Source organism: Mucilaginibacter sp. P4_C11 (assembly GCF_056402115.1).
Map to the genome: position 1 here is coordinate 109,929 of NZ_JBFUIA010000013.1, position 24,680 is coordinate 134,608.

The window sequence follows — 24,680 nt, forward strand, 5'->3', positions numbered from 1 at the left end:
GTATGAAATTTTTTCAGTTTTTTACCCCCTGTTAGCCTCTGGCATTTTAGTTGTTGAGTTATTATCAGAACACGAAGTTCTGAAGTTTAATTAATTATAAGTTCAATCATTAAATTTATTTAGGAGGACAACCCATGACATTGGTTAAATTTAATCCCGAAAAAAGGACCAACTCATTACTGCCAGGTTTTAGTGACGTTTTTGACTCTGTTTTTAACGACACCTTTTTTAACGACCGCATGATAGCGCGCGTGCCTGCTGCTAACATCAGCGAAACTGCCGAAACCTTTCACATTGAACTGGCTGCGCCCGGCTTAAAAAAGGAAGACTTTAAACTAAGCCTTGACCGCAACGTGCTAAGCATCTCTGTTGAACATGTATCAGAAAACAACAACGACAAAAAGAATTACAGCAAGCGCGAGTACAGCTACAACTCATTTGTAAGATCGTTTACCTTGCCCGATAGCGCAGACGACAGCAGGATTGAAGCTGCTTATACCAATGGCATACTTAAGGTAGACATTGCCAAAAAAGATGAAGCCAAATCTGTAAGCAGACAGATTCAAATTAAATAATCGGCGAGATAAATAGTAATTTATGAGCCTCCTGCATAAGGGGGCTTTATTTTTAAATAAAAAAAATCGTTAGGGTTTCGTCTAAAAGCTTCGCTGCTATATATTTTCGAACTTTATATAACATAATAACTGCGGGCACATGGATACTCCAAATTTAACAATAATTGATATTGCGCAAACGACCGCAATCAACGGCACATACACCAATATTCCAATTGCACTGGTGAATGACCATGTAGTGAGGATGAGCGTTATGACGGAGCCTTATTTCTGGCACTTCCACCCGGATTCGGATGAAAGTTTCCTGGTCATTGAAGGCTCCGTATTTATTGACCTGGAAGATAGCACCATCGAGTTACTGCCCAACCAGTTATTTACCATACCAAAAAATGTAAAACACCGCACCCGGCCTAATGGAAAAAGGTCAGTTAACCTGACCTTTGAAAGCGCTGGTATGACAACAGTTAGATTGGCTGACCAGTAGCAAACATTAATGGTTGCCGGCCGTAGCAGCATCAAACACGCGGCAAAAGTTGCCGCCACCTATCTTGCCTATTTCATCTGCGTTAAAACCGGTGTTCAGCATCGCCTCTACTACGGTGTAATAGAACCCTGTATTTTGATCCGGCCAGGTTTGGTTGGTACCGCCGTCCATTTTGCCGCGGTTCAGGCCGCCATTAGCGCCATCACGGGGTTTATCGCCCGGAGGAAGGCCATCAGGACGATTGCCATGCATGCCTCCCGGTGGCGGGCCTTGTTCGCCCGGTTTGGGGCCGAAACCGCCGCCCGCCGGCCTGTAGGCCGGGGTTAGTTTGGTATCGGTGCCGATGCAAACATGATCTATCCCCACAACATCAACCAGCGCCCGGATATTTTGGACATACTCCAATGCTGACCCAGCCAGGTGCGTCCATACGCCGATAACACCTCCTGTATCTGCCACAATTTTTGCCTGCTCCTTGCTGATAAGGCGAGGGCGCATCATGCGGGCCATGTTCTCGTTTTGCCCCAATTGGGTATCAAGGCCGGTGTGCGAAATGATTACCGGCTGCTTAGCTACTTTGAGTGCAGCGGCCACTGTTTCGGCGCTGGCATGCCCAAGGTCGACAAGGATGCCAAGTCGGTTGCATTCGCGGATAACGTCGGCACCGAAAGTGGTAAGGCCTCCCCAGCGTGCGGGATTGGTGAAAACGTCGCCCAGGGGTACTGATGCATCGCTGTCATGCAGCAGCGTCAGGTGTCGCAGGCCGCGGCTATATGCATCTTCAAGTCGTTCGATGTGTCCTTCCAGAAAATGGCCTCCCTCAACCGATTGGATAACCGTGGGCTGGCGTTTTTTATGAGCGGTGTTAAGATCGGCCATGTTTAGTGAGCGCTTCATACCGTTACGGGCCAGCTGCTGGTCCATGGAAGCCAGCCCATTTTTAAACCGTTCGTAGGCATCGCCGGGGTTTTGCAGTTTTTGATAATCCACAGCGAATGTCATGCAGATGGCCGATAAGCCCGACTTTTTCATTTCGCCCGCCAGGTTTATATCCGGGCCGGGTACTTCAGCAGTGGTTAGTGGTACGTCGATGTGGTTGTGCGTATCTATGCCCAGTGTATCGGCTACTATTTTGGCTACGCGTGGGTCTACCTCATCAATTGCCCAGGCTGCCATCGGGTTTAGCATTATGGCGGTACCGGCTCCGGCAAGGGCAACCGCGGCCAGGAATTCCCGCCGCGACCATGTTGGTTGAAACTTATTCATGATTTTAAATTACAGGATAGCTGTTTTATATCGTTTAAAGGTAGCAACTACCCGGAGTATCGCCTCCTGTAATCGTCGTTTGGCAGGGATGAATAGACGAATTAGCGGTTAGAGCCGATGAGGGGGAAAGAAGTTTTTTCGCGCAAAGATCGCAGAGGCGCAATTGATTTGGTTGTTTTTTTAGCCAATTACTGCACATTATCGATAACACTCTGGCAATACTCCCGCAGTTTAATGTCTCTTGTTTCATCTGCCGCAATTTGTTTTACCAATGGGAGGTATTTGCTTTTATGGTAACGTAAAAGCCCCGAAATACACTCAACATAAGTTAAAAAGAAATCTCCCCGTTGTTCCAGTTTTTGCAGCTGGATTTTTTCTGCTGATTTGCCTGGGCTGTATTTTAACAAGCTCGCACCCATCCAGGCAAGTTCGCCTGAGTAGTTAATAATCCATGAGCCCAATTTGGAAACTAAGTTTTTTGGCGTGTCAAAGTCCTCGTCTTCCGAAAGCTCTCGTAATAATCCACCCGCGGCATATAAAAAATCGCATAACCAAACGTCACCTTTTTCGCCACGGCTAATTTGAAGCAGCAGTGGTTCAATAAACCTGGCGTTTTTGAGGAGAACCATCAAGGACGCAAAACTATTGAGGTTATTTATTTTGTTTGGCTGGCTAATCAGGTCAATTGTTTCCTGCTCAAACGTTTCTGAATTATCAATCAAAATTTCGTAGAGGGTGCTTAGCTTGTCGTTTATTTCGGGCATGGTTTGGGTTGCAGGTGTGATTGGGTTAAGGTATAATATGACGTATGATTATTGGGCTAATATAAAAACATCAAAGCGGATTTTTATATTGCAAGGAGCGATTTGGGGTTTGAGTAAATGATGCTTACGATCATCGCACATAAACACAGCTTTGTTAATCACGACTGGTTTGCACAACCGCAGGGTATTCTCCGATAGAATCCGCGGGGACTGGAAGAGGCATGTTGTGGTTGCGAAAGCGGGAACTTTCACCTAACCTAATATGCTATAGTAACAAAGTTGCTCAAGTTAACGCCCATTTTCTTCCACTTGTCCTGGCTTGCTATGCGGGCGTAGCAGTTTTTCGAAAATGGCGTAATTGCCACCGGGAGTACGGTAAGCGGAGCTTCCTTCTTATCCATCCGTCCTTCTATCCACTGAACGGTTATAATAAATTCTCCGTTAACCCTGATGTTATATTGATCGAGGTTGATATTGGTCCAGCCGGTTTTAAAATTATCTACTGTGGCAAAAATTTGTTGGTTACATAGCAATGTGTCGGGCATGGCATTTTTTACGGCGTAAATATTTACCCTGAATTTTATAAAATTGAAGTTGTTTACCGATATGTAAAAGTTGAAATTTTTAATAAGGGCTTTTTTTTGGCTGGTTTTATACAGCATTCCCATTTCGGAGCCTACGGTTTCGTCGGCCGTTTTTTTGTTGTGGACAGACACCTGTACAAATTTGCTCACGGCTTGCCGGCCAATAATTTCTGTGTTTATTGCCCGTATTGCATTTGTAATTCTTACTTCGGCAAGCTGTTGCGGCTTTACTGATAACCGGATTGTTTTATCGGCCGCCGGCATAAAATCACTTACCGGAATTTTCAACGCGGCATAGCCCACTATGCTTACCTGGATGGTATCTGCAAAATTATCCCGGCTAATGCCGAAACTAAAATGCCCGGCTGTGTCTGTTACCGTGCCATTGGGCTTGTTCAAAATCCCCACGCTAACGTAAGCCAATGCCTTGCTGTTTTCCTTATCAATCACAATACCCTTAAGTATAATATTTTCGGCAGTGTTAGCCTGGGCGAGAACACGTGAGGCAGTTATACATACCAGCAAAAGCAATAGTAACGGTTTTATGGTCATGATGAGGCGGATTGTTGTAGGCGAATGCCAACCCAACAGGTACGTTGTTTTAACACATTTATTATAAGGTTTATTGATAAATATGTTTTTGTATCAGGCTCTTTCTGCCGGACTGTACCCTGGGGGACCACAGAAATACGGTTTTGAGGATTGCGACTTGCCCTCTACAAACGCCAGCCCCGCCTGAGGCTGGCAGTTAACAAGTTCAATACTCCACCCCGGGGCCCCATAGTTTAACGGCGTTTATCACCATCAGTTAACCAACTGCTTTTTAAACTGGTTGGGGCTAATACCCGTTTCCTTTTTAAAAAGCCTCGAAAAATAGGGCAGGTTTTCAAAGCCGAGCTGGTAGGCTATTTCAGATACGCTTTGATCATCGCCCATGAGGAGGTTTTTGGCTTCGTTCACCAGGTAAATATGGATCAGCTCGATGGCAGTTTTGCCGGTTTCCTGCTTCAACAGATCGCTCAGGTAACGGGGAGATAGGTTAAGGCGCGATGCCAGTGTGCTTACCGAAGGCAGTCCCTGGGTAACCAATAAGCCTTTTTTAAAATAGGCAGCCAGTGCATCATTGAATTTTGAAACGGTTTTGCCCGATAGCTCGCGCCGGTTTATAAACTGGCGCTTATAAAACCGCTGCGAATATTTAAGCATCGAATCAATATGGGTTAGCATAATATCGCGGCTGTACTCATCGGTGTTGCTGCGGTACTCGGTATCTATTTTATAAAAAAGATCCCAGATGGTTTGCTCTTCCTGCGGCGATAGGTGCAGGGCCTCGTTGGCCTCGTAATCGAAAAAAGGGTATTTGTTAATCTCGGTATGCAACACATGTCCGTTCAAAAAATCCTCATGGATGAAGATGATAAAAGCATCGTCCTCATACTCCACGCTGCTAAATTCAATGATTTGCCTTGGTTTTACAAACATCATACTGCCGTTATCATGATCGTACTTGGTACGGCCATATTTGATAACGCCCGACTTTAGTTTTTTAAACCCGATCATATAAAAATCGGATGTAAACTCCCTGTCGCCAAGGCTGCAGGTTTGCGTGCACCGCTGTATGCTGATGAGTGGGTTCTCGGGCGGGGCGTAACCGTTGGCCCGGTGCATATCGGCTAAGTTTTTAAAATGCTGCATAACGTTAAATAATAAAACAAATTTACGCCGAAAACCGGCGTAAATTATGTCAGTACAATACCATTAAAATTATTTGCCCTGTGCGGCAGCCGATACCTCTTTCCAGTTTTCCCATTCGGCAACTCGGCCTTCATAAACCTGTTTAACCCAGGGGTAAGCCTGGTTCCCCAAAAATAAACGTAGCGGCGGGTTTTCGCTGTCAATAAGCTTTAATACGGCGTCGCTGGTTGCTTCGGGTATGCCAAATATATCATCGGTTAAACCGGCCTGGAATGCTGCCCGTACACCATCATACTCGGGCATGGCCACTGTTTGCGCCGATGAAGCACCTGCCCAGTCAGTTGCAAAGCCGTTAGGTTCAATCAGCGTAACATTAATGCCAAAGCCCTTTACTTCGGTAGCCAGCGTTTCGCTCAAGCCTTCCACGGCAAATTTTGATGCATTATATAAACCCAGTACCGGGAGGGTAGCATGGCCCAATACGCTCGAAACCTGGATGATGTGGCCATGGCCCTGCTGGCGCATTACGGGTAATACGGCCTGGGTTAGCCACAGCAAACCAAAAAAGTTGGTTTCTATTTGGCCGCGGGCTTCCTCTTCGGTAGTTTCTTCAATAGTGCCAAATAAGCCGTAGCCGGCGTTGTTAACCAACACATCTATGGTGCCAAAATGTGCTTTTGCTTTGTTGATGGCTGCAATACCGGCGGCGCGGTCGTTCACATCCAGTTGCAGGGGTAAAATATTGCCGCCGTATTTGGTTACCAGGTCATCAAGGGTACTTAGGTCGCGGGCTGTTGCTGCTACTTTATCGCCGCGTTACAGTAATGCTTCGGCCCATAATTTACCGAAACCACGTGAGGCGCCGGTAATGAAAATTGTTTTTGCCATTGTTTTGTTGTTTTAATTATGACACAAATGTAGAGCGCCTTTTGCAGCCCGATTTATACGGAAGTGGGGAAGAATGATACATTTTGACGTAAGCAGGGCAGGATGGTAATGGGAGTGTCATGTTGCGTTAATTGTAGCAATAGCTATTGTCTGCGGCTTTTTTCTTACCAATTGTTAAGCGATGAACCCAATAGGGCATTCTACATTTGTTTTATGAAACAGAAAGTATTATTAACCGGGGTATCAGGTTTCGTGGGTTCGCATACGGCCATTCAGCTATTAGAAAAGGGCTACTACGTTACGGGCACTTTAAGAGATATGAAACGGGCTGACGAGATCAGGCAGATTATTACTAAGCATACTGCACACATTGATAACCTCACGTTTGCAGAAGCCGAGCTTTCGGACGAGAAAACCTGGCTGGAGCTGAGCAGGGGGGTAGATTATATCCAGCACATTGCATCACCATTCCCAAGGGTATTGCCTAAAAACGACGATGAGCTTATTATTCCCGCCAGGGCCGGGGTGCTAAATATATTGAAGGCGGCGTCGGTAAATAAAGTGAAACGGGTAGTGTTAACGTCATCGTCGGGCGCGGTGCTTTACGGCAAGGAAAAAGGAAAGGAAAGCGGCACCTTTGACGAAACAGTTTGGACCGATGCCACTAACCTGAAAGATACATCGCCCTATTTCCGGAGTAAAACCATTGCCGAGCGTGCGGCATGGGATTTTATTAAAAACGACAAAAGTGGCCTGGAACTGGCTACAGTATTACCAGGGGCCATCCTTGGCCCGGTGTTGGAAAGCGATTTTGGCACTTCAGCTAACATTGTACTTAAAATGCTTGACGGCAGCATTCCGGCATTGCCAAATATCGGCTTCGATATGGTTGATGTGCGTTCGATAGCCAATTTGTTGATCCTGGCGATGGAAGATCCAAATGCGGCCAACGAACGCTTTATCGGTTCGGCGGGATTTTTGTCTTTTAAGGATGTGTCTGCTATCCTCAGAGACAAGTACCCGGGCCGGAAAATACCCAAACTTATACTGCCCGATTTCCTGACGCGTATTTTTGCCTTGTTTGATAAAACATTGCAGCCGGTATTGCTTGATTTGGGGAAGGAAAGAATTCCAGACACCACTAAGGCAAAAAGACTGTTGCACTGGCACCCCATTGACAACAAGGAAGCCGTATTATCCTGTGCCGAAAGCCTCATCGGTTTGGGTTTGGTAAAATAAATCAATAAGCTTGCATTATGGATAACCTGAGCAGGGCAATGGCCTTTGGCGGAATTTTAAACACCAGCGAGATTGAACACATCGTGGCTTGTTTTGAGTTAAAGGTTTTAAAAGCAGGCGACCATTTTTACAAGCCCGGCGATATGGCCGACAGTATTGGCTTTGTTGATAGTGGCATCTTTCGCATATTCCTTGCCGGTGATGACCTGGAAGAAGCCACCAAATATTTTGTGCGCGCCAACCAGTTTATGATGGAGTTTGAAAGCTTTTATGATAATAAACCTGCTACATCGGGCATACAGGCTGTTACCGAAGCCAGGTTGCTCACCATTACCCGTAACGGCTGGAACCGTTTGAGCCAGGAAATTCCAAACCTGTTCCTGCTCACCAAAAGTTTGACGGAAGCAGCGCTGATTAACAAAATTAAAGACAATGATTTTCTGCACTTCGGCACCGCTGCCCGACGACACCAGGAGTTTGTGAAACGCTACCCCGACCTTGCCCTGGCTGTTCCCTTACAATATATCGCATCTTATCTACGTATAACGCCGCAGTCACTTAGCAGGATCAGGAAGCAGAGGGGTAGGTGAAGTGATCTGCGGCGAAATAAAGTGGCGGATTATTTCAACAAAAAGTCCTCAACGATACTTACATAGGCATCCGGTTCTTCAAACATAGGTGCATGCCCGGAATATGGCATAACTGCAAATGTTGCATTTTTTATGAGTGAGGCAACTTCCCGCCCTTCTTCGGGAGGGTTCAATCCATCATACTTTCCGCTAATCACCAGGGTTTTTGCGGTTACCTTCCAGAGGTCTTTCCTGAAATCAAATGCGCCAATGGCTTTATTAGCAGCACTAAATTGATCGGGGCTCAGTTTTGTTTCAAATATCTCCAGGTGGTTTTTCATCAATCCGGGATCATAAACCATATATTTCAACAGCTTTACAATGGTTTCGTGCATATCAAGACCTTTAATGTCTTTTTCGTTTTCCTTAAATAAGCGTTGTATTGACGAGGTGTGTCCGTTGGATTTTGTAACGGTCAATATCAATTTGTCAACCCGGTGCGGGGCCGTGATCGCAACCAACTGCGCAATATAACTGCCCATGGAAACACCCAACAGATACACTTTTTCTAAGCCAAAATGATCCATGATGCCCAAAATATCGTTCACATGATCCTCCATGGTAAACTGTAATGGCTTGTCTGACCGGCCGTGACCACGGCAATCCAGCGCAATGGTTTTGAAGTTTCGCGATAGTGGTTCAATTATATTTCTTAAGTGTGCGTCATGATCTCCACCCACGCCATGCACCAGGATAACAGGGAACCCAGCCCCCTTGACTTCCACATACAGCTGAATGCCGTTAACTTTTATAAGTCCCATATTCATCGGTTTAATGTGCCTTTGTGATGCAAAGGTATGCTTACAGAAAAACTGAAAAATTAAAGTAGTTTAATTTCGGCGTCTTATCCGGATCTCGAGAAGGGAAGCATCAACAAAAAAATGCAAATAAATTTGCGCAACTCAAAAGTTGCATATATATTTGCAACCTGAAGGTTGCTTATTTGAACTTTACAACATGAAACAAGATATATTCCAAGCCATCGCCGACCCAACACGCAGGGCTATTTTAACGTTAATTGCCATACAGGCATTAACACCAAATGCCATGGCTCAAAAATTTGATATGACCCGGCAGGCCGTATCAAAACATATTAAGGTATTACACGAATGCGATTTAATTAAACCCGAGCAGAGTGGCCGGGAGATTTATTATCACTTTAACGCAAAAAAAATGCAGGAATTCGACAACTGGTTAGCCCAGTTCAGGCAAAGCTGGGAAACACAATTCAATCAACTGGACCAACTATTATCAACAATTAAAAAAACAGAAAAATGAACAACGATTTGCTATTTGATTTTAACGTTGACAAAGCAGCGAAAACGGTATTTATAACCAGGGAATTTAACGCCGGGCAATCTTTAGTATGGGATGCCTTTACCAAAGCCGAATTACTGGACCAATGGGGGGCACCTGCACCTATGCGTGCCAAAACTAAGTATATGAATTTTGAAGTAGGCGGACGACGATTTTACGCGATGATAAGCCCCGATGGACTGGAGCGTTGGTCTGTGCAGGAATTTACATCCATTACCCCGAAAACCAATTTTAAGATGTACAACGCGTTTTCAGATAAAGATGAAAATCGTGAACTGCCGGGTTCTGAATGGGATTACAATTTCAGCGAACAAAACGGTATAACAAAAGTGGACATTGTCATTTTTAATGAATCGTTTGAACGCTTGGAGAAATTATTGGAGGGCTTCAAAATAGGCTTTACCATGACATTAAAAAACCTGGAAGACTTGTTGTCAACTTTATCCTAAGATATTAAACCGAAATAATTAACAATTAAAACATAAAAATCATGAGAGCAATTAATCCCTGGATCAACTTCAATGGAAATGCCGAAGAAGCATTCACCTTTTACAAATCGGTTTTTGGCGGAGAGTTTACAAAGATCACCCGTTTCAAGGACCTGGCGGGCCCCGAATTCCCGATACCAGAAAATGAGGCCAATAAAATCATGTACATTGGTTTGCCATTGGGTAAACACAATGTGCTAATAGCCAATGACGTGCCCGAATTTATGGGACGGGTAAGCGAAGCCGAAAACCGGTCGAAAATATTAGTTAATGCCGAAAGCCGTGAAGAAGCCGACAACATATTTAACGGTCTGTCAGCTGGCGGTGATGTTGAAGGCCCCATTGGCGACACTCCCTGGGGTACGTATGCCGGAATGTTCAGGGATAAGTATGGGATTGAATGGATTGTGGAGTTTGACGCGAGTTAAGGACTGAATTCGTCGTTTCCCTCGCCGTCCCCTCAGGGTCTCTCGGAGAGGACCCTGAGGGGGGATACGATCATCTCGCATAAACGAGGCTTTGAGAATTACTACTTACACTGTGCATCCGCGGGGTCCTCTACGAGAGACCCTGCGGGGACAGAATTGCTACTTACACTGTGCATCCGCGGGGTCCTCTACGAGAGACCCTGCGGGACAGAAGCTTGTTTCCCTCAGGGTCTTTCCCTGCGGGCGCCGAAAATTATTTTAAGCAACGAAAAATCCCTGCTTCCGAAAGAAAGCAGGGATTTGAAAGACTTATACTTTTGAAACAATTATTTTGCGTTTTGGTGAAACCCCCGTCAACTAATAATTCCGACCCGTTGTCGTTCATTTTTGGGAGTTGATGGATTTAAAAACCATACATACCACCCGAAACGGAAATTTGCTCGCCAGTAATCCAGGCTGCATCATCCGAAGCAAGGAAAACGGCAGCTTTCGCAATGTCTTCGGGCTGGCCCCTACGCCCAAGTGGCGTTTTTTCAACAAACATCTTTTCATACTCACTGCCGGCGGTAACGCCCGCGCTGGCTGCACCTTCTGTTGCTGTGGCGCCTGGTAAAATAGAATTGATACGAACGTTTTTAATACCCAACTCCTTAGATAAAGCTATTGTAAAGGCATCCAATGCCGCTTTAGTTGAGGAGTACAATGAGGCATTTTGAAGAGGGTATTTACTAGCGCCCGAACTGATATTGATGATATTGCCACCCTTATCGCCGAAAAGTTTCAAAGCCGCCTGGATGGTCAATATTGGCCCTAACACATTCACGTTGAAACTTTGGTGGAAATCTTCAACCGAAATTTGTTCAATAGGCGCATATCCTTGAGATACCGCGTTATTTACTAAAATGTCCAGCGTACCGAAAGCAGTCTCAGTTTCTTTAAACATCCTGGTTACATCGGCTTCTTTCGATACATCGGCCTGCACTGCAATAGCTACGCCTCCATTATCGGTTATCTCCTTAACTACTTTATCCGCGCCTTCTTTACTTGAGGCATAATTTACAACTACTTTTGCGCCTGCTGCCGCGAAGTGTTTGGCGATAGATGCGCCTATTCCTTTTGAAGCACCGGTAACTACCGCTACTTTATTTTTTAATTTACTCATGATTTCTGTTATTAATACATTTTTTGTTGGTGATCATTCCATCGTTTGACTTTAAATTCTTCCCGATTTTTCCGTTCTGAATCATATCCAAAAGTGCTGTATTGTAACGAACTGCGTGTTGACATGAATCATTAAATGCGCTTGATATAGGTCAATTCAAAGCGATGACCTATATCACATTAGTCGGATAAGTGATTGTAAAATAGGAACTTAAGATAGGGGTGAAAAAACACAGTAGCAGAAAGCCATACTGGTTACAACGGCTTATATTACATTACTAAACACTTTTTTGCATTCAGAGAGATATGCTGACGAGGTTCTATTTAAGCGAGTTTTTCTTCAGCCTGCTCAAAGTTTCCGGGGATAAACCCAGGTAAGAGGCGATCATGTTTTGCGGGAACCGCTGTAAAAATTGCGGATAATTGCTAATCAAATCCTCGTAACGTTCTTCAGCCGTATAGCTCATTGCGGCCTGCATTCTTTTTTGGGTTGCAATGGTGTTATTTTGACTTATTACGTTAGCCATTGCCGAAAAGGCAGGTATGTCCTTCAAAAACTCCTCAATTTGAGCATTGGTTGATTGCAGAACCTCCAGGTTCTCCAGCGCTTCAATATTAAAGCGACTTGGGGTTAACTTGTAAAAGCTTTCAAAATCGGCCAGCCACCAGTTTTCCAAAGATAATTTCAGGATATGTTCATGCCCTTTGTCATCTACCGTAAAGGTCCTGGCAGATCCTTTTACAATAAACCCGATATATTTGCATACATCTCCTTCCTGTAAAAAGTATTGCCGTTTTCGAAGTTTTTTGGGTTTGAAATGTGCCATCAACAAATGCTTATCATCCTCCGAAAGCAGTTTGCCTGATATTTCCTGAATGTAATCGAAAAACGTTTCAAAACTGGACATCGTTCAAAGATATAATTATTCGCAATTTACTTAAGCTGCCTGATAAAAGACAAAAAACAAGCATCGTAAATCACTTAGTATGCTCAACGGCGTTGATGACTTTCTTTTGGCAAACTAAATTGAAACAAGAAAAATCCCTGCTTCCTAAAGAAACAGGGATTTTAAAGAAACTTATAATCAAACGGTGTTTCTCTTTGTCCAAAAGGCGGGATCGCATCGAAATTAGCGATCACGATTCATCAGGCGAACTTGATTAAGTCTTGAAAGATGAGTTTACCCCAGCTATTTCCATGCGCCTGCACAAGCAACCCGCCTTCCGAAAGCCCGCCAAGTTTGACCGGCGCGAAACCGAGATTTTCAGCAAGCGCACCAATCTCTGCTGCTGCGCCGTCATCGTCGCTCGCCAGGAACACAACTCTCCGGCCACCATGTACGGCCTGGTCCTGGCCAAGAATGGCAGCGCCTAAATGGTTGAAGCCTTTGACCAGTTTTCCGCTAGTGAAGGCCTGTGCAACGAACCTGGCAGACGGTAATCCGCCCAGTTTTTCAGGGGGCACACCATAAGCATTAGTCACATCTACGATGGTCTTTCCCTCCCAGTTGGGCAGCGCCTTCGCTACATCCGGGTGCGACTCAAAACGCACGGCTAAAAAGATGACGTCGGCCGTAACGGCTTCAGCCAGCGTTGCGGGAATGATCTCTGGCCCGATTGCGGCTGCGTCTGATGCGAAGCTTTCGGGGTCGCGTGTGGTTGCAACGGATACTTTGATTCCGTTGCGGGCAAATGCCTTAGCCAGGGCCTGGCCGATTTTGCCGAAGCCGATAATTGCGTAGCTCGCTGCTTTATTTTCTGATTTACTCATTTTGAAAATTATTTTAATTATATAATGGCACGGGATACATACCCGCGCCGGTGAGAGGTTAATTACTTAGCCAAATAGGTCATACCGCCATCAACAAGGAGTTCGGCACCAAGCATGAACGAGGAATTGTCAGAGGCCAGGAAAACCGCTGCTTTACCAATGTCGGCTGGCTGCCCAATTCTGCCTGTTGGCATTACACTTGCAAAGTGTGTTTTTACAGCTTCAATTTGTTCTGCGGGAACGAACTTTTCAAATGCTGGTGTATCTGTTGTACCTGGTGTTATTACATTTACCCTGATCTTCCTGTCTAAAAGGTCGCTTGAAAATCCTTTTGCAAAAAAGATAACTGCAGCTTTTGCTGCACCATAAAGCGTAAAATTTGCATATGCCCGATGTGCTGCGTTCGACCCTATTAAAATAACAGAAGCACCATCATTCATATAGGGCAATGCTTTCTGAACAGTGAAGTAAACACTTTTCAGGTTTAAATCCATTGTCTTATCATAGTCGGCTTCGCCAATAGTTGCCACAGTTCCTACAGCTCCGCCACCTGCATTGGCTACAATCACGTCTATTTTACCAAACTTTTCAGCTGTCTCTTTGAATACCCTTTCCAGGTCGGCAAGGTTGGTTACATCGGCATTTATGGCTATAAAAGTATCTCCAAGCTGGGCCACAGCACTATTTAAAGTTTCCTGGTTTCTGCCCACAATGGTGCCTACAGCACCTTCACTTTTAAATTCTTGCGCAATGCCAAACCCAATGCCACTATTACCGCCTGTAATCACTGCTACTTTATTTTTTAATCTGCTCATTTTTAATTTATATTTAAATTTGTTTCACAAAGATACTGTCGATAGTTTATATTTGTAACTAACGAAAGTATATTCTGGTTACCATTGGGTAACTACAAACTTAAATGATATGAAAGACGAAAGGTTTTGCAGTTCAAATTGCCCGTTTACAAGAGCTATTGGCACTATTGGTAATAAATGGAAGCCGATAATTATAAATGTAATTAACACCCGTACCATTCGTTTTGGTCAGCTGGATTCTATAATACCACTCATTTCAAGGAAGGTACTAACCGAGCAACTAAAAGAGCTGGAAGAAGATGGACTATTGGAAAGATTGGCCTATAAGGAATTACCGCCAAGGGTAGAATATAAGCTGTCTGAAAAAGGCCTGGCATTTTTGCCAATTTTAGAACACATCAAAGAATGGAATTTAAAATATGAAATAGCTTTAATACCCAAAGAGACTGATAGGGTAACTTATGCCGGATAGTATAAAATCGAAACCTGACAATGAACGGGAAATGGAAGATATCGTTTCGTCTATGTACACCGAAAGAAAATTCGCCGTCCCCGCGGGGACAGAAGACTCGCCGTCCCCTCAGGGTCTCTCGAAGAGGACCCTGAGGTTCCCCAATCACCTCGCATAAACTCGGCTTCAGGAATTGCGACTTGCGCTGTGCAGCCGCTGGGTCCTCTTTGAGAGACCCCGCGGGGACAGAGCATCAAAAAATGACACATATCCCGCAAGACGAACTGATATTGTCAATACCCATAATAATGAAAAGAAAAAAATAATTTACGAAATCATCGCTCAAAATTTTGGAGAATTTCTAAATAAAACAGAAACTGATTTAAATAACGCACTAGTCGATTATTCATACAAACTTTATGAAGGTGCTATCGCTAAGGTATTATCTCAACCTTTCAATGAAAAAGCTTATAAAATGCATAATAATATTGTTACCGACGAGCGGCAATTAAGGATAGTTATTCAAGCTTACAGTTCGATTATATCAACAAAAAGGAATATTATCAATCAAACTCTAAATAATATAAAAGGTAATAAAGAAGTACTTATAGAGCAAGCCAAAGAAATCAAAGAAAGTTCAATCGAGCCATCTTTTAAATTACTTTTCAATACTCAAGAAAACATTCAAAAAGTCAAGGCATTAGTAGATACCGTGTCGTTTATTTAAAGTTTATAGTGTGCTGGCGTTACAACCCACCCGCGTAAGGGATAGCAGCGAATACCGGCCCGCGCCTAACGCCCTATGCCGTATAAGCGAGCCCGACCCGACCAAAGGAGGGTTACGCCATAGTAATTGGTACCTGCATAGTTCATTAAATCCCTACCTTCCCTTCCCCCGAGGAAGGAATCGCACGGGGCTTTGCTTTGGATGGTGGGAGAGGGGTGGTAGCTTAGCATGGTTTAGATGCAGGGCGTCGAAGATTTCTCTTTCGCGCACCCGCTCCTGGCTCTCCCTTTCTCTATCGAAATGACAAATTTTTCTTTTTTAATCCTGTCAATCCTGCAAAATCCCTCAATCGTGTTATATCCCCAACACCTGCTTCAACTTCACATACCCCGTTTTACTAACAGGTATCTTAGCACCCGATTTTAAAATAGCTAAATGCGCGTCCTTCTCATACGGGTCAATCCGGGTGATCTGCGTGATGGCGATGATATACGAGCGGTGCACGCGGACGAATTGGCGTGGGTCGAGGGTCTGCTCGAAGAAGCTCATGGTTTTGTTTTTGAGGTATGAGCCTTCTTTGGTGATAACGGATACGTAGTCGTCGTCGGCCATGAGGTATTCAACGTCGGCAACGGGGATAATTTTTACTTTGGTGCCGGTTTTTACTACGATGCGCTCGTTTTGGGCGGGCGAATGGGCGGCTACGGCATCCAGCAGTTCTTCGGTATGTTTGGGGGTATGTTTTTCGGGGGTGGTAGCCAGGAATTTTTCGACAGCCTTGTTAAAACGCTCCTTGCTGAAGGGTTTCATAAGGTAATCCACGGCGTGGGCCTCGAAGGCCTTGATGGCGTACTCGTCAAAAGCGGTGGTGAAGATAACGGCGGGCGGGTTTTCTACCAGTTCCAGCATTTCAAAGCCATTGATCTTTGGCATCTGCACGTCTAAAAATATCAGGTCGGGCTGGTGCTGTTGTATGGCTTTAAGGCCTTCAAAGCCGTCGTTACATTCCTGTATCAGCTCAATATCTTTAAAATTTTGCAGGTATTCCATTACAACCATGCGGGCTAATGGCTCGTCGTCAATAATCAGGGCGCGCTTCATACTTGTGGTACTTTTATTATGGTTGTAAATATATTATCATTTGCGTAAGTTTCCATCAGGTCGTTACGGGCAAATAACAAATATAAACGGCGCTGCACCCCGCGCAAGCCAAAACCGGTACCTTTTTTGGGCCGGCTGGTTTGCGGATCGTAAGGGTTTTGCACCATCACCACCAGGTAATGATCTTCCATTTCGCCGCGGATGCTCACGGTAACGTCGCCGGTGGTATCGTACAAGCCAAATTTTATGGCATTCTCAACCAATGGCTGCAGCAGCATGGAGGGCAGCAGGGCGGCGCCGCAGCGCGGGTCGCAACTAATCTCGGTTTGCAGGCGGTGGCCAAAGCGTACTTTTTCAATATCCAGGTATAAATTCAGGTGGGCCAGCTCATCAGATAGTGGTACCTGTTGCTGATCGTCCTTTTTTAAGGTGCCGCGCAAAAAGTCGGACAGTTGATGGATCATGGTACGGGCCAGGTCGGGTTTAAAGCCGATGAGCGCGTTGATGGAGTTGAGGCTGTTGAACAAAAAGTGCGGCTGCAGTTGTTGGCGCAGGTTGTACAGTTCGGCATCGCGGGCCAGTTGTTCGGCCTCGGTTTTGCGTTTCAGGGTTTCGCGCTGGTCAAGCTGCGAGTACCACAGCAAACTGATCATGGCCATCCAGCCCACGGCCAAAAAGTTGATAAAAAAGCGGATAGTTAGAGATTGAATAACAAAATTAACGAAGATAGCATCCGTATTAAGCAGCGGCAACAGGTACCGGCAGCCCGCGGCGCAAATGCCTGCCAGCGCCACCACCCATATAAACAGGTTAATATAGCTGCCCTTGCCCGGCTGGTAGTAGCGCAGGTTATTGTTGATAAGCCAGCAGGCGCCCGCCAGTAACACAGCGCTAAGCAAACCATCAATAGTTGAGGTGAACCACAAAAAACCAAAACTATGGATAATATACGTTTGCAGCGCCGCCCAGCCGAAGCCACAGGCCACAAACGCACCGTATAATTTTGAAGCTTTTAAATTTGGTATGGCCAATGTTTTTGTCGTTTTGTTATTGATTCATTTTTTAAGATAGTCCTAAGTCCTAAGTCGGAAGGTTTAAGTCTTAAGTTAGATAGAACTTTGACTTTAAACTTAGCACTTTCGACTTAAGACTCAAGACTCAATTCCTCACCCCCAGCAACGCTGCCTTGTGATGCGCCCAGGCGATGTACAGGTCGGCGTCGGGTGTTTCGTGTATGTTGTAATATAACTCGGTACCGTCGGCAGGTTCGCTGATGCGGTTAAGTTCGGCCACGTCAATAAATTGCCATTTAACGGTTTGGCGTTCAATATTTTTAAAGCTATCCTGGTTGGCATGGCCAATCTTGTTAGCTTTTTCAAAGGCATTCAGTTCGGTTTCGGCGCTGATTAACCGCAACTGCTCATCAAATTGCGCCTGATGATCGCCATCACCGCTTATCACCCTGAAAACTAATTTTGCTACGTACCAGTTCATATAAGCCCCCTCTAAATCTCCCCCTGAAGGGGGAGACTTTTTGTTTTTGTTTATAGATAAAATATTCCTTCGTTCTAAACTGCAGCCCCCCTCTAAATCTCCCCCGGTAGGGGAGACTTTAAAACCTCTTTTTTTAAAGCCCTCTCCTTTGGAGAGGGTTTGGGTGAGGCTTTTTTTTAAGCCCTCCCCTTCAGGGGAGAGTTTGGGTGGGGCTAATAACTCCTGATATCCACCCCTGCAAAAATCGACACCCCTTTTAGTACCAGTATTTTGCCGTTAACGTTTGATGCGGTGCTGCGGATACGTTTATCATCTACGCTGGCGAATACTGCGGCCAAATCTGATACCACCTGCCAGTTGGATGGCACAATGATTTTGGTGCCGCCGAAAATCTGGGTAATATCCAGGTATACGCGGCCATCAATATCGGCCTGGGTAAAGTCGAGCTCGGCCCCGCCGAAGATGTTAACGATATCGCCGCCCTTAAAATTTTTGCTCAGGATGGTTTTATTTACCCCGCCGAAGATGGAAACAGTATCCAGGTAGTCGTCGCCGTTATGGTGGCCAAAAGGTGGCGTATCCTGCGGCGGCGGCGTGTTGGCATCGGCAGCAGCGGGTTCGCCGGATGGTGGTATTTCGCCGCCATCTTTTACGGTGTAGTCAACAATCGGGTCTTCCATTTTACCAAAGTCGAACTTAGGCTTTTCGGTTCTTTTACCCCAGTTGGCAGGGTCAGCAAAATCTTTTTCCCATTTGGTTTTGTATTTGCCGGTAACAGGATCATGGCTTTTGCCGCGCCTTACAATAAGCCACATACCAAAGGCAATAATGGCAACCGGCCATACAATCCTATCGGAGTTATCGATATTGTTGATGATAAACAAGCCCACGCCGATGGCTATTAATATTGGGCCAGATGATTTCTGAAAATTATGTTTGGCTCCCACATATAGACCCCAGCATACAAGCCATAAAGGCCATAATTCGATGCGATCTGGGATAAAGAAAAGGCTGAACTGCTTTAGTAGTAATATTGCTCCTACAACAAGCAATATTATCCCGGCCATGGCTTTGCCTCGGTTAGGGTTTTGCGGAGAATTTATATCGTTGTTCATTTGTTCTGTTGCATTTTAAATCATATCCCAAAACTAAGGTAACATTATACATGTGCCAAACAAATACTGGCGATATATTTAAAGTAATCGGTAAGGGGCTAAGTTTTGTCGGTGAAAAAGTTGGGGGTAGAGGTATTGCTATGGCAAAGGCCTGTTTGGTAATGGCCGGTAAAGCAAATTATACTAATTTTAGCCATCTGAAATTATCACGTTGAACAAAGAATATACCATTAGCCCCGGCTGGAAAGCTTTCACATACATCGTAGCAATAACTATGGTAACCGGTGGAATTTATCTGTTCGTTTCGGCCAAACCTGCCGAAAACGCACATGATCAACTTATAGGAGGGGTATGCTGGCTATTGGCCGGTTTTACGGTATATTATAGCATCCGCAAGAAGGTAACCATCACCCCCGACAGCATTATTAACCAGGGTACTTTTACAAGGAACGAATTACTAAAAGCAAACATCAAAGGCTATAAAATAGAAAAAGATAACCTGGTCATAATAGCCAAAACCGGCAAGCCCATATACATAAGCAGTTACACCACGCTTAAGGGTGATGACGAAATGTTGGAATGGGCTGCTCACTTTGAAAATATAGAGGCCAAAGAATACCAAAATGACTACGATGCCATGCTGCACGATGAGGCCATAGGCAACAGCCCTAAAGAACGAAAGTTAAATGTAGCATCTGCTAAAAAGTTAAGTGCCTATGCAAATTGGATTGCTATTGGTTTAGCTATGTGGCTGCTTGTTTATCCCTATCCTTACAGGTACGCTGTTACAACAGGGTTAACGTACCCACCGCTGGTTATCTGTTTGTTTTACGTTAAACGCGATATCATGACGTTTAACAGTCAACAAGGCGAAGGATCTGTTTATCCCAGTTTAAGTCTCGCCCTTTTGGCTACGCCGCTGGGCTTAACGTTAAGGGTTTTACGCGATTGGGATTTACTTAGCTATACTGCTATCATACTGCCGGCAGTTATTATCGCTGCAATACTTGGCGCAATTTTTCTTTCCGCTTTAAATGGAGCCAACATTAAAACCCATAGCAATGTATTTACACGGTTCAATATCGCATTGTTTATTTTGCTATATAGCATCACAGCAACCATAACGATCAACTGCGAATTTGACAACTCCGATGCCCTGGTTTATAAGACGACCGCAACCGACAAGCGATACACCACAGGCAAAAACGCTGCCCATTACATCACCATCGATAGGTGCGGCCCGCTGCAACAGCCTACCGAGATTACTATAGGCAAATCATTTTATGAGGCAGTGCATCTCAACGAAACTATTAAATTAAATGCTAAACCGGGCCTGCTACATATTCCCTGGTTTTACGTTTCGCAATAGTTTGCCCAAAGGTGGCACAAGAGTACCAATTGAGTGTGCAAAGGGGGCTTAACGGAATATGCTAGCGATGTTTCAGGGGCACCAGGTACATAATCGGGGTGTTGCGCTCGCCGGCAGAAGCGCCGCTCCGCCGGGCTTTACAATACGTCTGCATGCATTACGCCTATGGACCGGTACTCATTTCAATCCCTAAGTGTGCCGTGAATTGATCGCGGCTGTATGTAATTGAATGTTGGATAAAAGATGGTGTAAAGTAGTGGTTTTCGGATGCCAACTGCGTTTGAATGAAGAAAAGACCTAAATGGTTTATTGCCAGCTTTAAGTGCCCGGCTCCCGAACACCTGGCGATAATACCAGGAGTTGAGTTGTAACAGCCCTGCCAAAAATCTTGATACCTGATACTTGCGACTTGATACTGAAATCTTGCTACTAAGTTTTACATTTGCACCATGAGTAAGTTATGGCAAAAAACCACTAATGTAAATCAGCTGGTTGAAGATTTTACCGTAGGTAAAGACAGGGAGTTTGACCAGGAAATGGCCGCTTTTGATGTGCTGGGCTCGTTGGCCCACACCCGTATGCTTGAGAGTATTGGCCTGATGGATAGTGCTGATCTTGAGCTTGTTCAGCGTGAGCTAAAAGCTATTTATGCCGATATTGAGGCTGGTAATTTCACCATCGAAGATGGGGTAGAGGACGTACACTCACAAGTAGAAATGCTGCTTACCCAACGAATTGGTGATGCCGGCAAAAAGATCCATTCCGGCCGCTCCCGTAACGACCAGGTGTTGGTCGACCTCAAATTATTCTTCCGTCACCAACTGCAACAGGTAGTTGAAGAAACAGAAACCCTTTTTCGCCAGTTGATTACACTAAGCGAGCAGCATAAAGACGTGCTGCTGCCGGGCTATACTCACCTGCAGGTGGCCATGCCATCCTCGTTCGGCCTCTGGTTCGGCGCCTATGCCGAAAGCCTTGCCGATGACCTGGAACTGGTATTGGCGGCTTATAAAATCACCAATAAAAATCCCCTGGGTTCGGCAGCCGGTTATGGTTCGTCGTTCCCGCTTAACCGTACACTAACTACCCAGTTATTAGGATTTGATAGCCTGAATTACAACGTAGTATACGCCCAGATGGGTCGTGGCAAAACCGAGCGGATTATCGCCCAGGCCTTATCAAGCATAGCCGCTACCCTTGCCAAAATGGCTATGGACCAGGCGCTTTACCTGAGCCAGAACTTTGCCTTTGTGAGCTACCCCGATACACTAACCACCGGCAGCAGCATTATGCCCCACAAAAAAAACCCCGATGTTTGGGAAATTATGCGCGGCAAATGTAACCGCCTGCAAGCCCTGCCAACCGATGTAGCCATGATGACCACTAACCTGCCATCCGGCTATCACCGCGAGCTGCAACTGCTTAAAGAACTCCTGTTCCCGGCCTTTGCCGACTTGAAGAAATGCCTGCATATGGCCGCCTTCATGCTCCAGAATATAACAGTAAATGCTGATATACTAAAAGATCCCAAGTACGCATACTTGTTTAGTGTTGAGGAAGTTAACCGCATGGTATTAAGCGGAACGCCTTTCAGGGATGCCTACAAGCAAGTGGGCTTAGCTATAGAACAAGGCGATTTTAACCCGGATAAAACTGTAAACCACACTCACGAAGGCAGTATAGGCAACCTGGGTAACGAACATATTACTGCCGCATTTGATAAGCTGCTGACTAACTTTGATTTTGCAAAGGTGGAAACGGCCATAAAGGAGCTGGTGGCCTAACAAAATGGTAATCCTGCTGGATATAGATGGAGTATTGGTAACCGAACCTTCCTGGAAAAAAATAGAAATTGGTGCCGATGGGTTCATGCTGTTTAACAAACAATCGGCAGAAAACCTGGCTGATATTTTGGCGCTAACAGCTGCCAACGTGGTTTTAGCCAGTACACATAGGATTAGCTTTACTATTGCACGTTGGCTGGAGATTTTCAAAATCAGGGGGATAACTATTAATAAACTATCTAAACTTAATGATAGGCAATCCCTCGCGGATATGCAGGATCGTGGTAGCGAAATACAGGAGTGGGTACATAAAAACGGTAAGGCGAACTACGTCATTGTAGACGATGACTTGTCAATAAATAACTTGCCCGAGGCTATAAAGCAAAGATGGGTCACAATTAAACCCTATGTTGGAATTGATGCAGAAGCCAAACAAATGGCTTTAGATATCCTTTTAAATAATCGGTGAAATCACCCTATAAATCAGTGTAATCCTAAAAATGAACGGACAAAACAGAAGCGATATCTTCCCCGGCCTGGAAGTGGATATTATCCTTAAAAAAGACCAGCGCACGGGCACCCTTACCCGCGGCATTGTGAAACGGCTGTTAACCAGCGCGTCATACCATTCCCGCGGCATCAAGGTACAGCTGGATGATGGCCAGGTTGGCCGCGTAGCGTGGATTGTTGATGAGGAAGATTAATTCATGATTTCTACACAATTGTTTACCATATTTACCTTGTACTTACCATAGTACAATCCTATATGCCTGCAAGCCCTCAACGAAAATCGAAATTATGGTTACGGTTAGATACGCATCACCGTTTGTTAGTATCCTTGCTTGTTGCTGTAGCTACACTTATTTTTATTTTGGGGCGCTTTAGCATACCTGCAACAACATTGGTTACGTGGTCGGCATTTGGGCTGAGTGTTATAGTGATGGATTGGGTTATCATCCTGTCATCGCACCCAATGGAGGTGAGGCACATAGCCAAAATTGAGGATTCCAGCCGGGTATTGATATTTGCTTTTGTTATTGTGGCATCCATCATTAGTCTCCTGGCAATTTTTTTCCTGCTCAAATCATCCAAACAGCTATCTCCTGCCGTAGTTACCGGCCATGTATTGTTGGGAATGACGTCGGTAATTATCTCATGGATATTGGTGCATACCATATTTACGCTGCGTTATGCCCATATGTATTACGCTACAGATACCGATGGTGATAACAAGACCAAACCTTTAGGCGGACTGGAATTTCCAGGCGATGAAAAGGGTTTTGAGCCCGATTACCTTGATTTTGTATACTTTTCTTTTGTGTTGGGGATGACTTTCCAGGTATCTGATATCGAGATTTCGTCCCGGCAAATCCGCCGGCTGGCATGGATTCACGGCATGATATCTTTTGCTTTTAATACCGCTATTGTGGCATTAAGCATCAACGTGATTTCAGGACTGGTGTCGAGTTAATATTAAGTCGGTAGTCTTAAGTCGGAAGTCTCGAGTCATATTTTGCTTTTGACTCAGAACTTAAGGCTTTCGACTCAAAACTAACCGTTAATTAGTATGGCAAGGAATTAAAATAAACCACCCTGCTGATCAATAAATTTGGGGCGAATTAAGTTTGTGCCAAGGGCCGCGTTTAACTTTTTGGTTACATAATCTGACAGTATGGGCGAAAACCGTTCATCATGCTGATGCATAAAAAACCAAACCGATTTTAAACCTTCCTGCTGCCACTTTTTTATCCTCTCCACCCACATATCCAGGCGGGCCTCATCAATGCCATATTCGCCTATTTTATCGGTACAGCCCACAAACCGGATAAAGGCATGAGGTGTAGGTAAACTCATGTGTATTACGTCCCGGCGTCCGGAAGCATCGGTTATTACGGCGCCAATATTAAGATCGCGAAACAGGCTGAATACTTTGTCGCTGTTTTCCTGTTGGGCAAACCATTCTTTATGTCGCAGCTCTACAAAAACGGGTACGTCTTTGGGCAAGCCCTCGAGGTATGCTTTCAGTTCGGGGAAGCTTTTGGGTGTGTAGTTATCGCTCAATTGCAGAAAAAGTGGTCCCAGCTTTTCGCCAAATGCCATGATGCCTTCATAGTAAGTTGTAGTAACATCGTCGGCATTTTTTAACCTGCGGATGTGGCTGATACTTTGCGAAAATTTGGGGCAGAATTTGAAATTCGGGTTGCTTTCTGCTTTGGCTTTCCATTTGGCAATGGTATCGGGGCCGTAAACGTTATAAAATGTGGCGTTCAGTTCGATGCAATCGAAATGTTTTACGTATTCATCCAAAAAGTTGGCCTCCTTGGTTTTTGGGGGATAGATTTGCCCAATCCATTCTTTGCGTCCCCATTTGGCGCAACCTACGTGAACCTGTATTAGCTCATTGTTTTTAGCCGTTGCTAATACGTTGGTTGTAAGTTCTGCATCAGGCGGAAGGGTGAAATCTATTAAGTGTAATTCTTCGGGTGCTACTTTGCCAAATTCCATATGAATTGATTGTTGAACAATGGGCTAAGT

29 protein-coding genes and 1 pseudogene are annotated in these 24,680 nt (G+C 44.9%); 15 read left to right on the forward strand and 15 right to left on the reverse strand.

Annotation, left to right across the window (positions count from 1 at the left end; genetic code table 11):
• Window positions 1-134 precede the first annotated feature (134 nt).
• Together AC1DU2_RS13830 and AC1DU2_RS13835 are read left to right on the forward strand one after the other, a co-directional pair.
• Window positions 135-575, forward strand: a complete 441-nt coding sequence (locus AC1DU2_RS13830) for an Hsp20/alpha crystallin family protein (RefSeq protein ID WP_477384966.1) — start codon at window positions 135-137, stop codon at window positions 573-575.
• Between the two features lie 139 nt (window positions 576-714).
• On the forward strand, window positions 715-1,059 hold the full coding sequence (locus AC1DU2_RS13835; protein ID WP_477384967.1) for a cupin domain-containing protein: 345 nt from the start codon (window positions 715-717) through the stop codon (window positions 1,057-1,059).
• Window positions 1,060-1,065: 6 nt separating this feature from the next.
• On the opposite strand, the gene AC1DU2_RS13840 is transcribed toward AC1DU2_RS13835, so the two are convergent.
• From AC1DU2_RS13840 to AC1DU2_RS13860, 5 genes and pseudogenes are all read right to left on the reverse strand, one after another.
• Entirely contained in the window at window positions 1,066-2,325 is a 1,260-nt protein-coding gene (locus AC1DU2_RS13840; RefSeq protein WP_477384968.1) for a dipeptidase, read from the reverse strand.
• Window positions 2,326-2,513: 188 nt separating this feature from the next.
• On the reverse strand, window positions 2,514-3,089 hold the full coding sequence (locus AC1DU2_RS13845) for a hypothetical protein (protein ID WP_477384969.1): 576 nt from the start codon (window positions 3,087-3,089) through the stop codon (window positions 2,514-2,516).
• 257 nt (window positions 3,090-3,346) lie between these two features.
• Window positions 3,347-4,225, reverse strand: a complete 879-nt coding sequence (locus AC1DU2_RS13850; protein ID WP_477384970.1) for a carboxypeptidase-like regulatory domain-containing protein — start codon at window positions 4,223-4,225, stop codon at window positions 3,347-3,349.
• Between the two features lie 252 nt (window positions 4,226-4,477).
• Window positions 4,478-5,368 carry a helix-turn-helix domain-containing protein gene (locus AC1DU2_RS13855; protein WP_477384971.1) on the reverse strand — a complete coding sequence of 297 codons (891 nt, stop codon included), beginning with the start codon at window positions 5,366-5,368 and terminating at the stop codon, window positions 4,478-4,480.
• A 69-nt stretch (window positions 5,369-5,437) separates the two neighbouring features.
• Window positions 5,438-6,172, reverse strand: a pseudogene (locus AC1DU2_RS13860) (SDR family NAD(P)-dependent oxidoreductase); the annotation flags it as partial.
• Window positions 6,173-6,469: 297 nt separating this feature from the next.
• Between AC1DU2_RS13860 and AC1DU2_RS13865 the strand changes: the two are divergent.
• Window positions 6,470-7,495 (forward strand): SDR family oxidoreductase, encoded by a 1,026-nt coding sequence (locus tag AC1DU2_RS13865; protein WP_477384972.1) that lies wholly within the window; start codon window positions 6,470-6,472, stop codon window positions 7,493-7,495.
• A gap of 17 nt (window positions 7,496-7,512) precedes the next feature.
• Window positions 7,513-8,085: a Crp/Fnr family transcriptional regulator gene (locus AC1DU2_RS13870; RefSeq protein ID WP_477384973.1), complete on the forward strand. Its 573-nt coding sequence runs from the start codon at window positions 7,513-7,515 to the stop codon at window positions 8,083-8,085.
• Window positions 8,086-8,114: 29 nt separating this feature from the next.
• On the opposite strand, the gene AC1DU2_RS13875 is transcribed toward AC1DU2_RS13870, so the two are convergent.
• Window positions 8,115-8,885, reverse strand: a complete 771-nt coding sequence (locus AC1DU2_RS13875; RefSeq protein ID WP_477384974.1) for an alpha/beta fold hydrolase — start codon at window positions 8,883-8,885, stop codon at window positions 8,115-8,117.
• 196 nt (window positions 8,886-9,081) lie between these two features.
• Here AC1DU2_RS13875 and AC1DU2_RS13880 point away from each other — a divergent pair, with 196 nt between their 5' ends.
• The 3 genes from AC1DU2_RS13880 to AC1DU2_RS13890 are packed head-to-tail and all read left to right on the forward strand — an operon-like array spanning window position 9,082 to window position 10,357.
• Entirely contained in the window at window positions 9,082-9,402 is a 321-nt protein-coding gene (locus AC1DU2_RS13880) for an ArsR/SmtB family transcription factor (RefSeq protein WP_090644261.1), read from the forward strand.
• Window positions 9,399-9,890 (forward strand): SRPBCC family protein, encoded by a 492-nt coding sequence (locus AC1DU2_RS13885; RefSeq protein ID WP_477384975.1) that lies wholly within the window; start codon window positions 9,399-9,401, stop codon window positions 9,888-9,890. The genes AC1DU2_RS13880 and AC1DU2_RS13885 overlap by 4 nt, the downstream gene beginning before the upstream one ends.
• Window positions 9,891-9,931: 41 nt before the next feature.
• Complete coding sequence (locus AC1DU2_RS13890; RefSeq protein WP_477384976.1) at window positions 9,932-10,357, forward strand: VOC family protein; 426 nt, start codon at window positions 9,932-9,934, stop codon at window positions 10,355-10,357.
• Between the two features lie 403 nt (window positions 10,358-10,760).
• Here AC1DU2_RS13890 and AC1DU2_RS13895 read toward each other — a convergent pair whose 3' ends face one another.
• From AC1DU2_RS13895 to AC1DU2_RS13910, 4 genes are all read right to left on the reverse strand, one after another.
• Complete coding sequence (locus tag AC1DU2_RS13895; RefSeq protein WP_477384977.1) at window positions 10,761-11,519, reverse strand: SDR family NAD(P)-dependent oxidoreductase; 759 nt, start codon at window positions 11,517-11,519, stop codon at window positions 10,761-10,763.
• Between the two features lie 319 nt (window positions 11,520-11,838).
• On the reverse strand, window positions 11,839-12,426 hold the full coding sequence (locus tag AC1DU2_RS13900; RefSeq protein WP_477384978.1) for a Crp/Fnr family transcriptional regulator: 588 nt from the start codon (window positions 12,424-12,426) through the stop codon (window positions 11,839-11,841).
• A 239-nt stretch (window positions 12,427-12,665) separates the two neighbouring features.
• Window positions 12,666-13,289, reverse strand: a complete 624-nt coding sequence (locus AC1DU2_RS13905) for an NADPH-dependent F420 reductase (RefSeq protein WP_477384979.1) — start codon at window positions 13,287-13,289, stop codon at window positions 12,666-12,668.
• Between the two features lie 62 nt (window positions 13,290-13,351).
• Window positions 13,352-14,104: an SDR family NAD(P)-dependent oxidoreductase gene (locus AC1DU2_RS13910; RefSeq protein WP_477384980.1), complete on the reverse strand. Its 753-nt coding sequence runs from the start codon at window positions 14,102-14,104 to the stop codon at window positions 13,352-13,354.
• Between the two features lie 109 nt (window positions 14,105-14,213).
• On the opposite strand from AC1DU2_RS13910, the gene AC1DU2_RS13915 reads away from it, so the two are divergent.
• Window positions 14,214-14,576 (forward strand): winged helix-turn-helix transcriptional regulator, encoded by a 363-nt coding sequence (locus tag AC1DU2_RS13915; protein ID WP_477384981.1) that lies wholly within the window; start codon window positions 14,214-14,216, stop codon window positions 14,574-14,576.
• 172 nt (window positions 14,577-14,748) lie between these two features.
• Window positions 14,749-15,282, forward strand: coding sequence for a hypothetical protein (locus AC1DU2_RS13920; RefSeq protein WP_477384982.1), 534 nt, complete (start codon window positions 14,749-14,751; stop codon window positions 15,280-15,282).
• Window positions 15,283-15,636: 354 nt separating this feature from the next.
• Here the strand turns inward: AC1DU2_RS13920 and AC1DU2_RS13925 are convergent, their stop codons facing one another.
• The 4 genes from AC1DU2_RS13925 to AC1DU2_RS13940 all read right to left on the reverse strand — a co-directional run bounded on the left by AC1DU2_RS13925 (window position 15,637) and on the right by AC1DU2_RS13940 (window position 18,992).
• On the reverse strand, window positions 15,637-16,383 hold the full coding sequence (locus tag AC1DU2_RS13925) for a LytR/AlgR family response regulator transcription factor (RefSeq protein ID WP_477356206.1): 747 nt from the start codon (window positions 16,381-16,383) through the stop codon (window positions 15,637-15,639).
• Window positions 16,380-17,414, reverse strand: a complete 1,035-nt coding sequence (locus AC1DU2_RS13930; RefSeq protein WP_477384983.1) for a sensor histidine kinase — start codon at window positions 17,412-17,414, stop codon at window positions 16,380-16,382. Before AC1DU2_RS13930 ends, AC1DU2_RS13925 begins: the two co-directional genes overlap by 4 nt.
• Before the next feature lie 127 nt (window positions 17,415-17,541).
• Window positions 17,542-17,877 (reverse strand): DUF4288 domain-containing protein, encoded by a 336-nt coding sequence (locus tag AC1DU2_RS13935; RefSeq protein WP_147056705.1) that lies wholly within the window; start codon window positions 17,875-17,877, stop codon window positions 17,542-17,544.
• Window positions 17,878-18,089: 212 nt separating this feature from the next.
• A complete protein-coding gene (locus AC1DU2_RS13940; protein WP_477384984.1) occupies window positions 18,090-18,992 on the reverse strand; it encodes a LiaF transmembrane domain-containing protein in 903 nt (300 codons plus the stop codon).
• Window positions 18,993-19,042: 50 nt separating this feature from the next.
• On the opposite strand from AC1DU2_RS13940, the gene AC1DU2_RS13945 reads away from it, so the two are divergent.
• The 6 genes from AC1DU2_RS13945 (at window position 19,043) to AC1DU2_RS13970 (ending at window position 23,616) form a co-directional block, all read left to right on the forward strand.
• A complete protein-coding gene (locus AC1DU2_RS13945; protein ID WP_477384985.1) occupies window positions 19,043-19,207 on the forward strand; it encodes a hypothetical protein in 165 nt (54 codons plus the stop codon).
• Window positions 19,204-20,361: a hypothetical protein gene (locus AC1DU2_RS13950; RefSeq protein WP_477384986.1), complete on the forward strand. Its 1,158-nt coding sequence runs from the start codon at window positions 19,204-19,206 to the stop codon at window positions 20,359-20,361. The genes AC1DU2_RS13945 and AC1DU2_RS13950 overlap by 4 nt, the downstream gene beginning before the upstream one ends.
• A gap of 449 nt (window positions 20,362-20,810) precedes the next feature.
• Entirely contained in the window at window positions 20,811-22,145 is a 1,335-nt protein-coding gene (argH, locus tag AC1DU2_RS13955; RefSeq protein ID WP_477384987.1) for an argininosuccinate lyase, read from the forward strand.
• Between the two features lie 4 nt (window positions 22,146-22,149).
• A complete protein-coding gene (locus AC1DU2_RS13960) occupies window positions 22,150-22,614 on the forward strand; it encodes an HAD domain-containing protein (RefSeq protein WP_477384988.1) in 465 nt (154 codons plus the stop codon).
• A 31-nt stretch (window positions 22,615-22,645) separates the two neighbouring features.
• Window positions 22,646-22,849 (forward strand): YwbE family protein, encoded by a 204-nt coding sequence (locus AC1DU2_RS13965; protein WP_477356218.1) that lies wholly within the window; start codon window positions 22,646-22,648, stop codon window positions 22,847-22,849.
• 62 nt (window positions 22,850-22,911) lie between these two features.
• Entirely contained in the window at window positions 22,912-23,616 is a 705-nt protein-coding gene (locus tag AC1DU2_RS13970) for a DUF1345 domain-containing protein (protein ID WP_477384989.1), read from the forward strand.
• A gap of 107 nt (window positions 23,617-23,723) precedes the next feature.
• On the opposite strand, the gene AC1DU2_RS13975 is transcribed toward AC1DU2_RS13970, so the two are convergent.
• Window positions 23,724-24,650: a DUF72 domain-containing protein gene (locus AC1DU2_RS13975; protein ID WP_477384990.1), complete on the reverse strand. Its 927-nt coding sequence runs from the start codon at window positions 24,648-24,650 to the stop codon at window positions 23,724-23,726.
• Between the last annotated feature and the right edge of the window lie 30 nt (window positions 24,651-24,680).

What these genes read in the sequence shown, in the direction of transcription:
- AC1DU2_RS13830 (WP_477384966.1), top strand. Translation starts at nt 135, where the DNA reads ATGACATTGGTTAAATTTAATCCCGAAAAAAGGACCAACTCATTACTG.
- AC1DU2_RS13835 (WP_477384967.1), top strand. Translation starts at nt 715, where the DNA reads ATGGATACTCCAAATTTAACAATAATTGATATTGCGCAAACGACCGCA.
- AC1DU2_RS13840 (WP_477384968.1), bottom strand. Translation starts at nt 2,325, where the DNA reads ATGAATAAGTTTCAACCAACATGGTCGCGGCGGGAATTCCTGGCCGCG.
- AC1DU2_RS13845 (WP_477384969.1), bottom strand. Translation starts at nt 3,089, where the DNA reads ATGCCCGAAATAAACGACAAGCTAAGCACCCTCTACGAAATTTTGATT.
- AC1DU2_RS13850 (WP_477384970.1), bottom strand. Translation starts at nt 4,225, where the DNA reads ATGACCATAAAACCGTTACTATTGCTTTTGCTGGTATGTATAACTGCC.
- AC1DU2_RS13855 (WP_477384971.1), bottom strand. Translation starts at nt 5,368, where the DNA reads ATGCAGCATTTTAAAAACTTAGCCGATATGCACCGGGCCAACGGTTAC.
- AC1DU2_RS13865 (WP_477384972.1), top strand. Translation starts at nt 6,470, where the DNA reads ATGAAACAGAAAGTATTATTAACCGGGGTATCAGGTTTCGTGGGTTCG.
- AC1DU2_RS13870 (WP_477384973.1), top strand. Translation starts at nt 7,513, where the DNA reads ATGGATAACCTGAGCAGGGCAATGGCCTTTGGCGGAATTTTAAACACC.
- AC1DU2_RS13875 (WP_477384974.1), bottom strand. Translation starts at nt 8,885, where the DNA reads ATGGGACTTATAAAAGTTAACGGCATTCAGCTGTATGTGGAAGTCAAG.
- AC1DU2_RS13880 (WP_090644261.1), top strand. Translation starts at nt 9,082, where the DNA reads ATGAAACAAGATATATTCCAAGCCATCGCCGACCCAACACGCAGGGCT.
- AC1DU2_RS13885 (WP_477384975.1), top strand. Translation starts at nt 9,399, where the DNA reads ATGAACAACGATTTGCTATTTGATTTTAACGTTGACAAAGCAGCGAAA.
- AC1DU2_RS13890 (WP_477384976.1), top strand. Translation starts at nt 9,932, where the DNA reads ATGAGAGCAATTAATCCCTGGATCAACTTCAATGGAAATGCCGAAGAA.
- AC1DU2_RS13895 (WP_477384977.1), bottom strand. Translation starts at nt 11,519, where the DNA reads ATGAGTAAATTAAAAAATAAAGTAGCGGTAGTTACCGGTGCTTCAAAA.
- AC1DU2_RS13900 (WP_477384978.1), bottom strand. Translation starts at nt 12,426, where the DNA reads ATGTCCAGTTTTGAAACGTTTTTCGATTACATTCAGGAAATATCAGGC.
- AC1DU2_RS13905 (WP_477384979.1), bottom strand. Translation starts at nt 13,289, where the DNA reads ATGAGTAAATCAGAAAATAAAGCAGCGAGCTACGCAATTATCGGCTTC.
- AC1DU2_RS13910 (WP_477384980.1), bottom strand. Translation starts at nt 14,104, where the DNA reads ATGAGCAGATTAAAAAATAAAGTAGCAGTGATTACAGGCGGTAATAGT.
- AC1DU2_RS13915 (WP_477384981.1), top strand. Translation starts at nt 14,214, where the DNA reads ATGAAAGACGAAAGGTTTTGCAGTTCAAATTGCCCGTTTACAAGAGCT.
- AC1DU2_RS13925 (WP_477356206.1), bottom strand. Translation starts at nt 16,383, where the DNA reads ATGAAGCGCGCCCTGATTATTGACGACGAGCCATTAGCCCGCATGGTT.
- AC1DU2_RS13935 (WP_147056705.1), bottom strand. Translation starts at nt 17,877, where the DNA reads ATGAACTGGTACGTAGCAAAATTAGTTTTCAGGGTGATAAGCGGTGAT.
- AC1DU2_RS13940 (WP_477384984.1), bottom strand. Translation starts at nt 18,992, where the DNA reads ATGAACAACGATATAAATTCTCCGCAAAACCCTAACCGAGGCAAAGCC.
- AC1DU2_RS13945 (WP_477384985.1), top strand. Translation starts at nt 19,043, where the DNA reads ATGTGCCAAACAAATACTGGCGATATATTTAAAGTAATCGGTAAGGGG.
- argH (WP_477384987.1), top strand. Translation starts at nt 20,811, where the DNA reads ATGAGTAAGTTATGGCAAAAAACCACTAATGTAAATCAGCTGGTTGAA.
- AC1DU2_RS13960 (WP_477384988.1), top strand. Translation starts at nt 22,150, where the DNA reads ATGGTAATCCTGCTGGATATAGATGGAGTATTGGTAACCGAACCTTCC.
- AC1DU2_RS13965 (WP_477356218.1), top strand. Translation starts at nt 22,646, where the DNA reads ATGAACGGACAAAACAGAAGCGATATCTTCCCCGGCCTGGAAGTGGAT.
- AC1DU2_RS13970 (WP_477384989.1), top strand. Translation starts at nt 22,912, where the DNA reads ATGCCTGCAAGCCCTCAACGAAAATCGAAATTATGGTTACGGTTAGAT.
- AC1DU2_RS13975 (WP_477384990.1), bottom strand. Translation starts at nt 24,650, where the DNA reads ATGGAATTTGGCAAAGTAGCACCCGAAGAATTACACTTAATAGATTTC.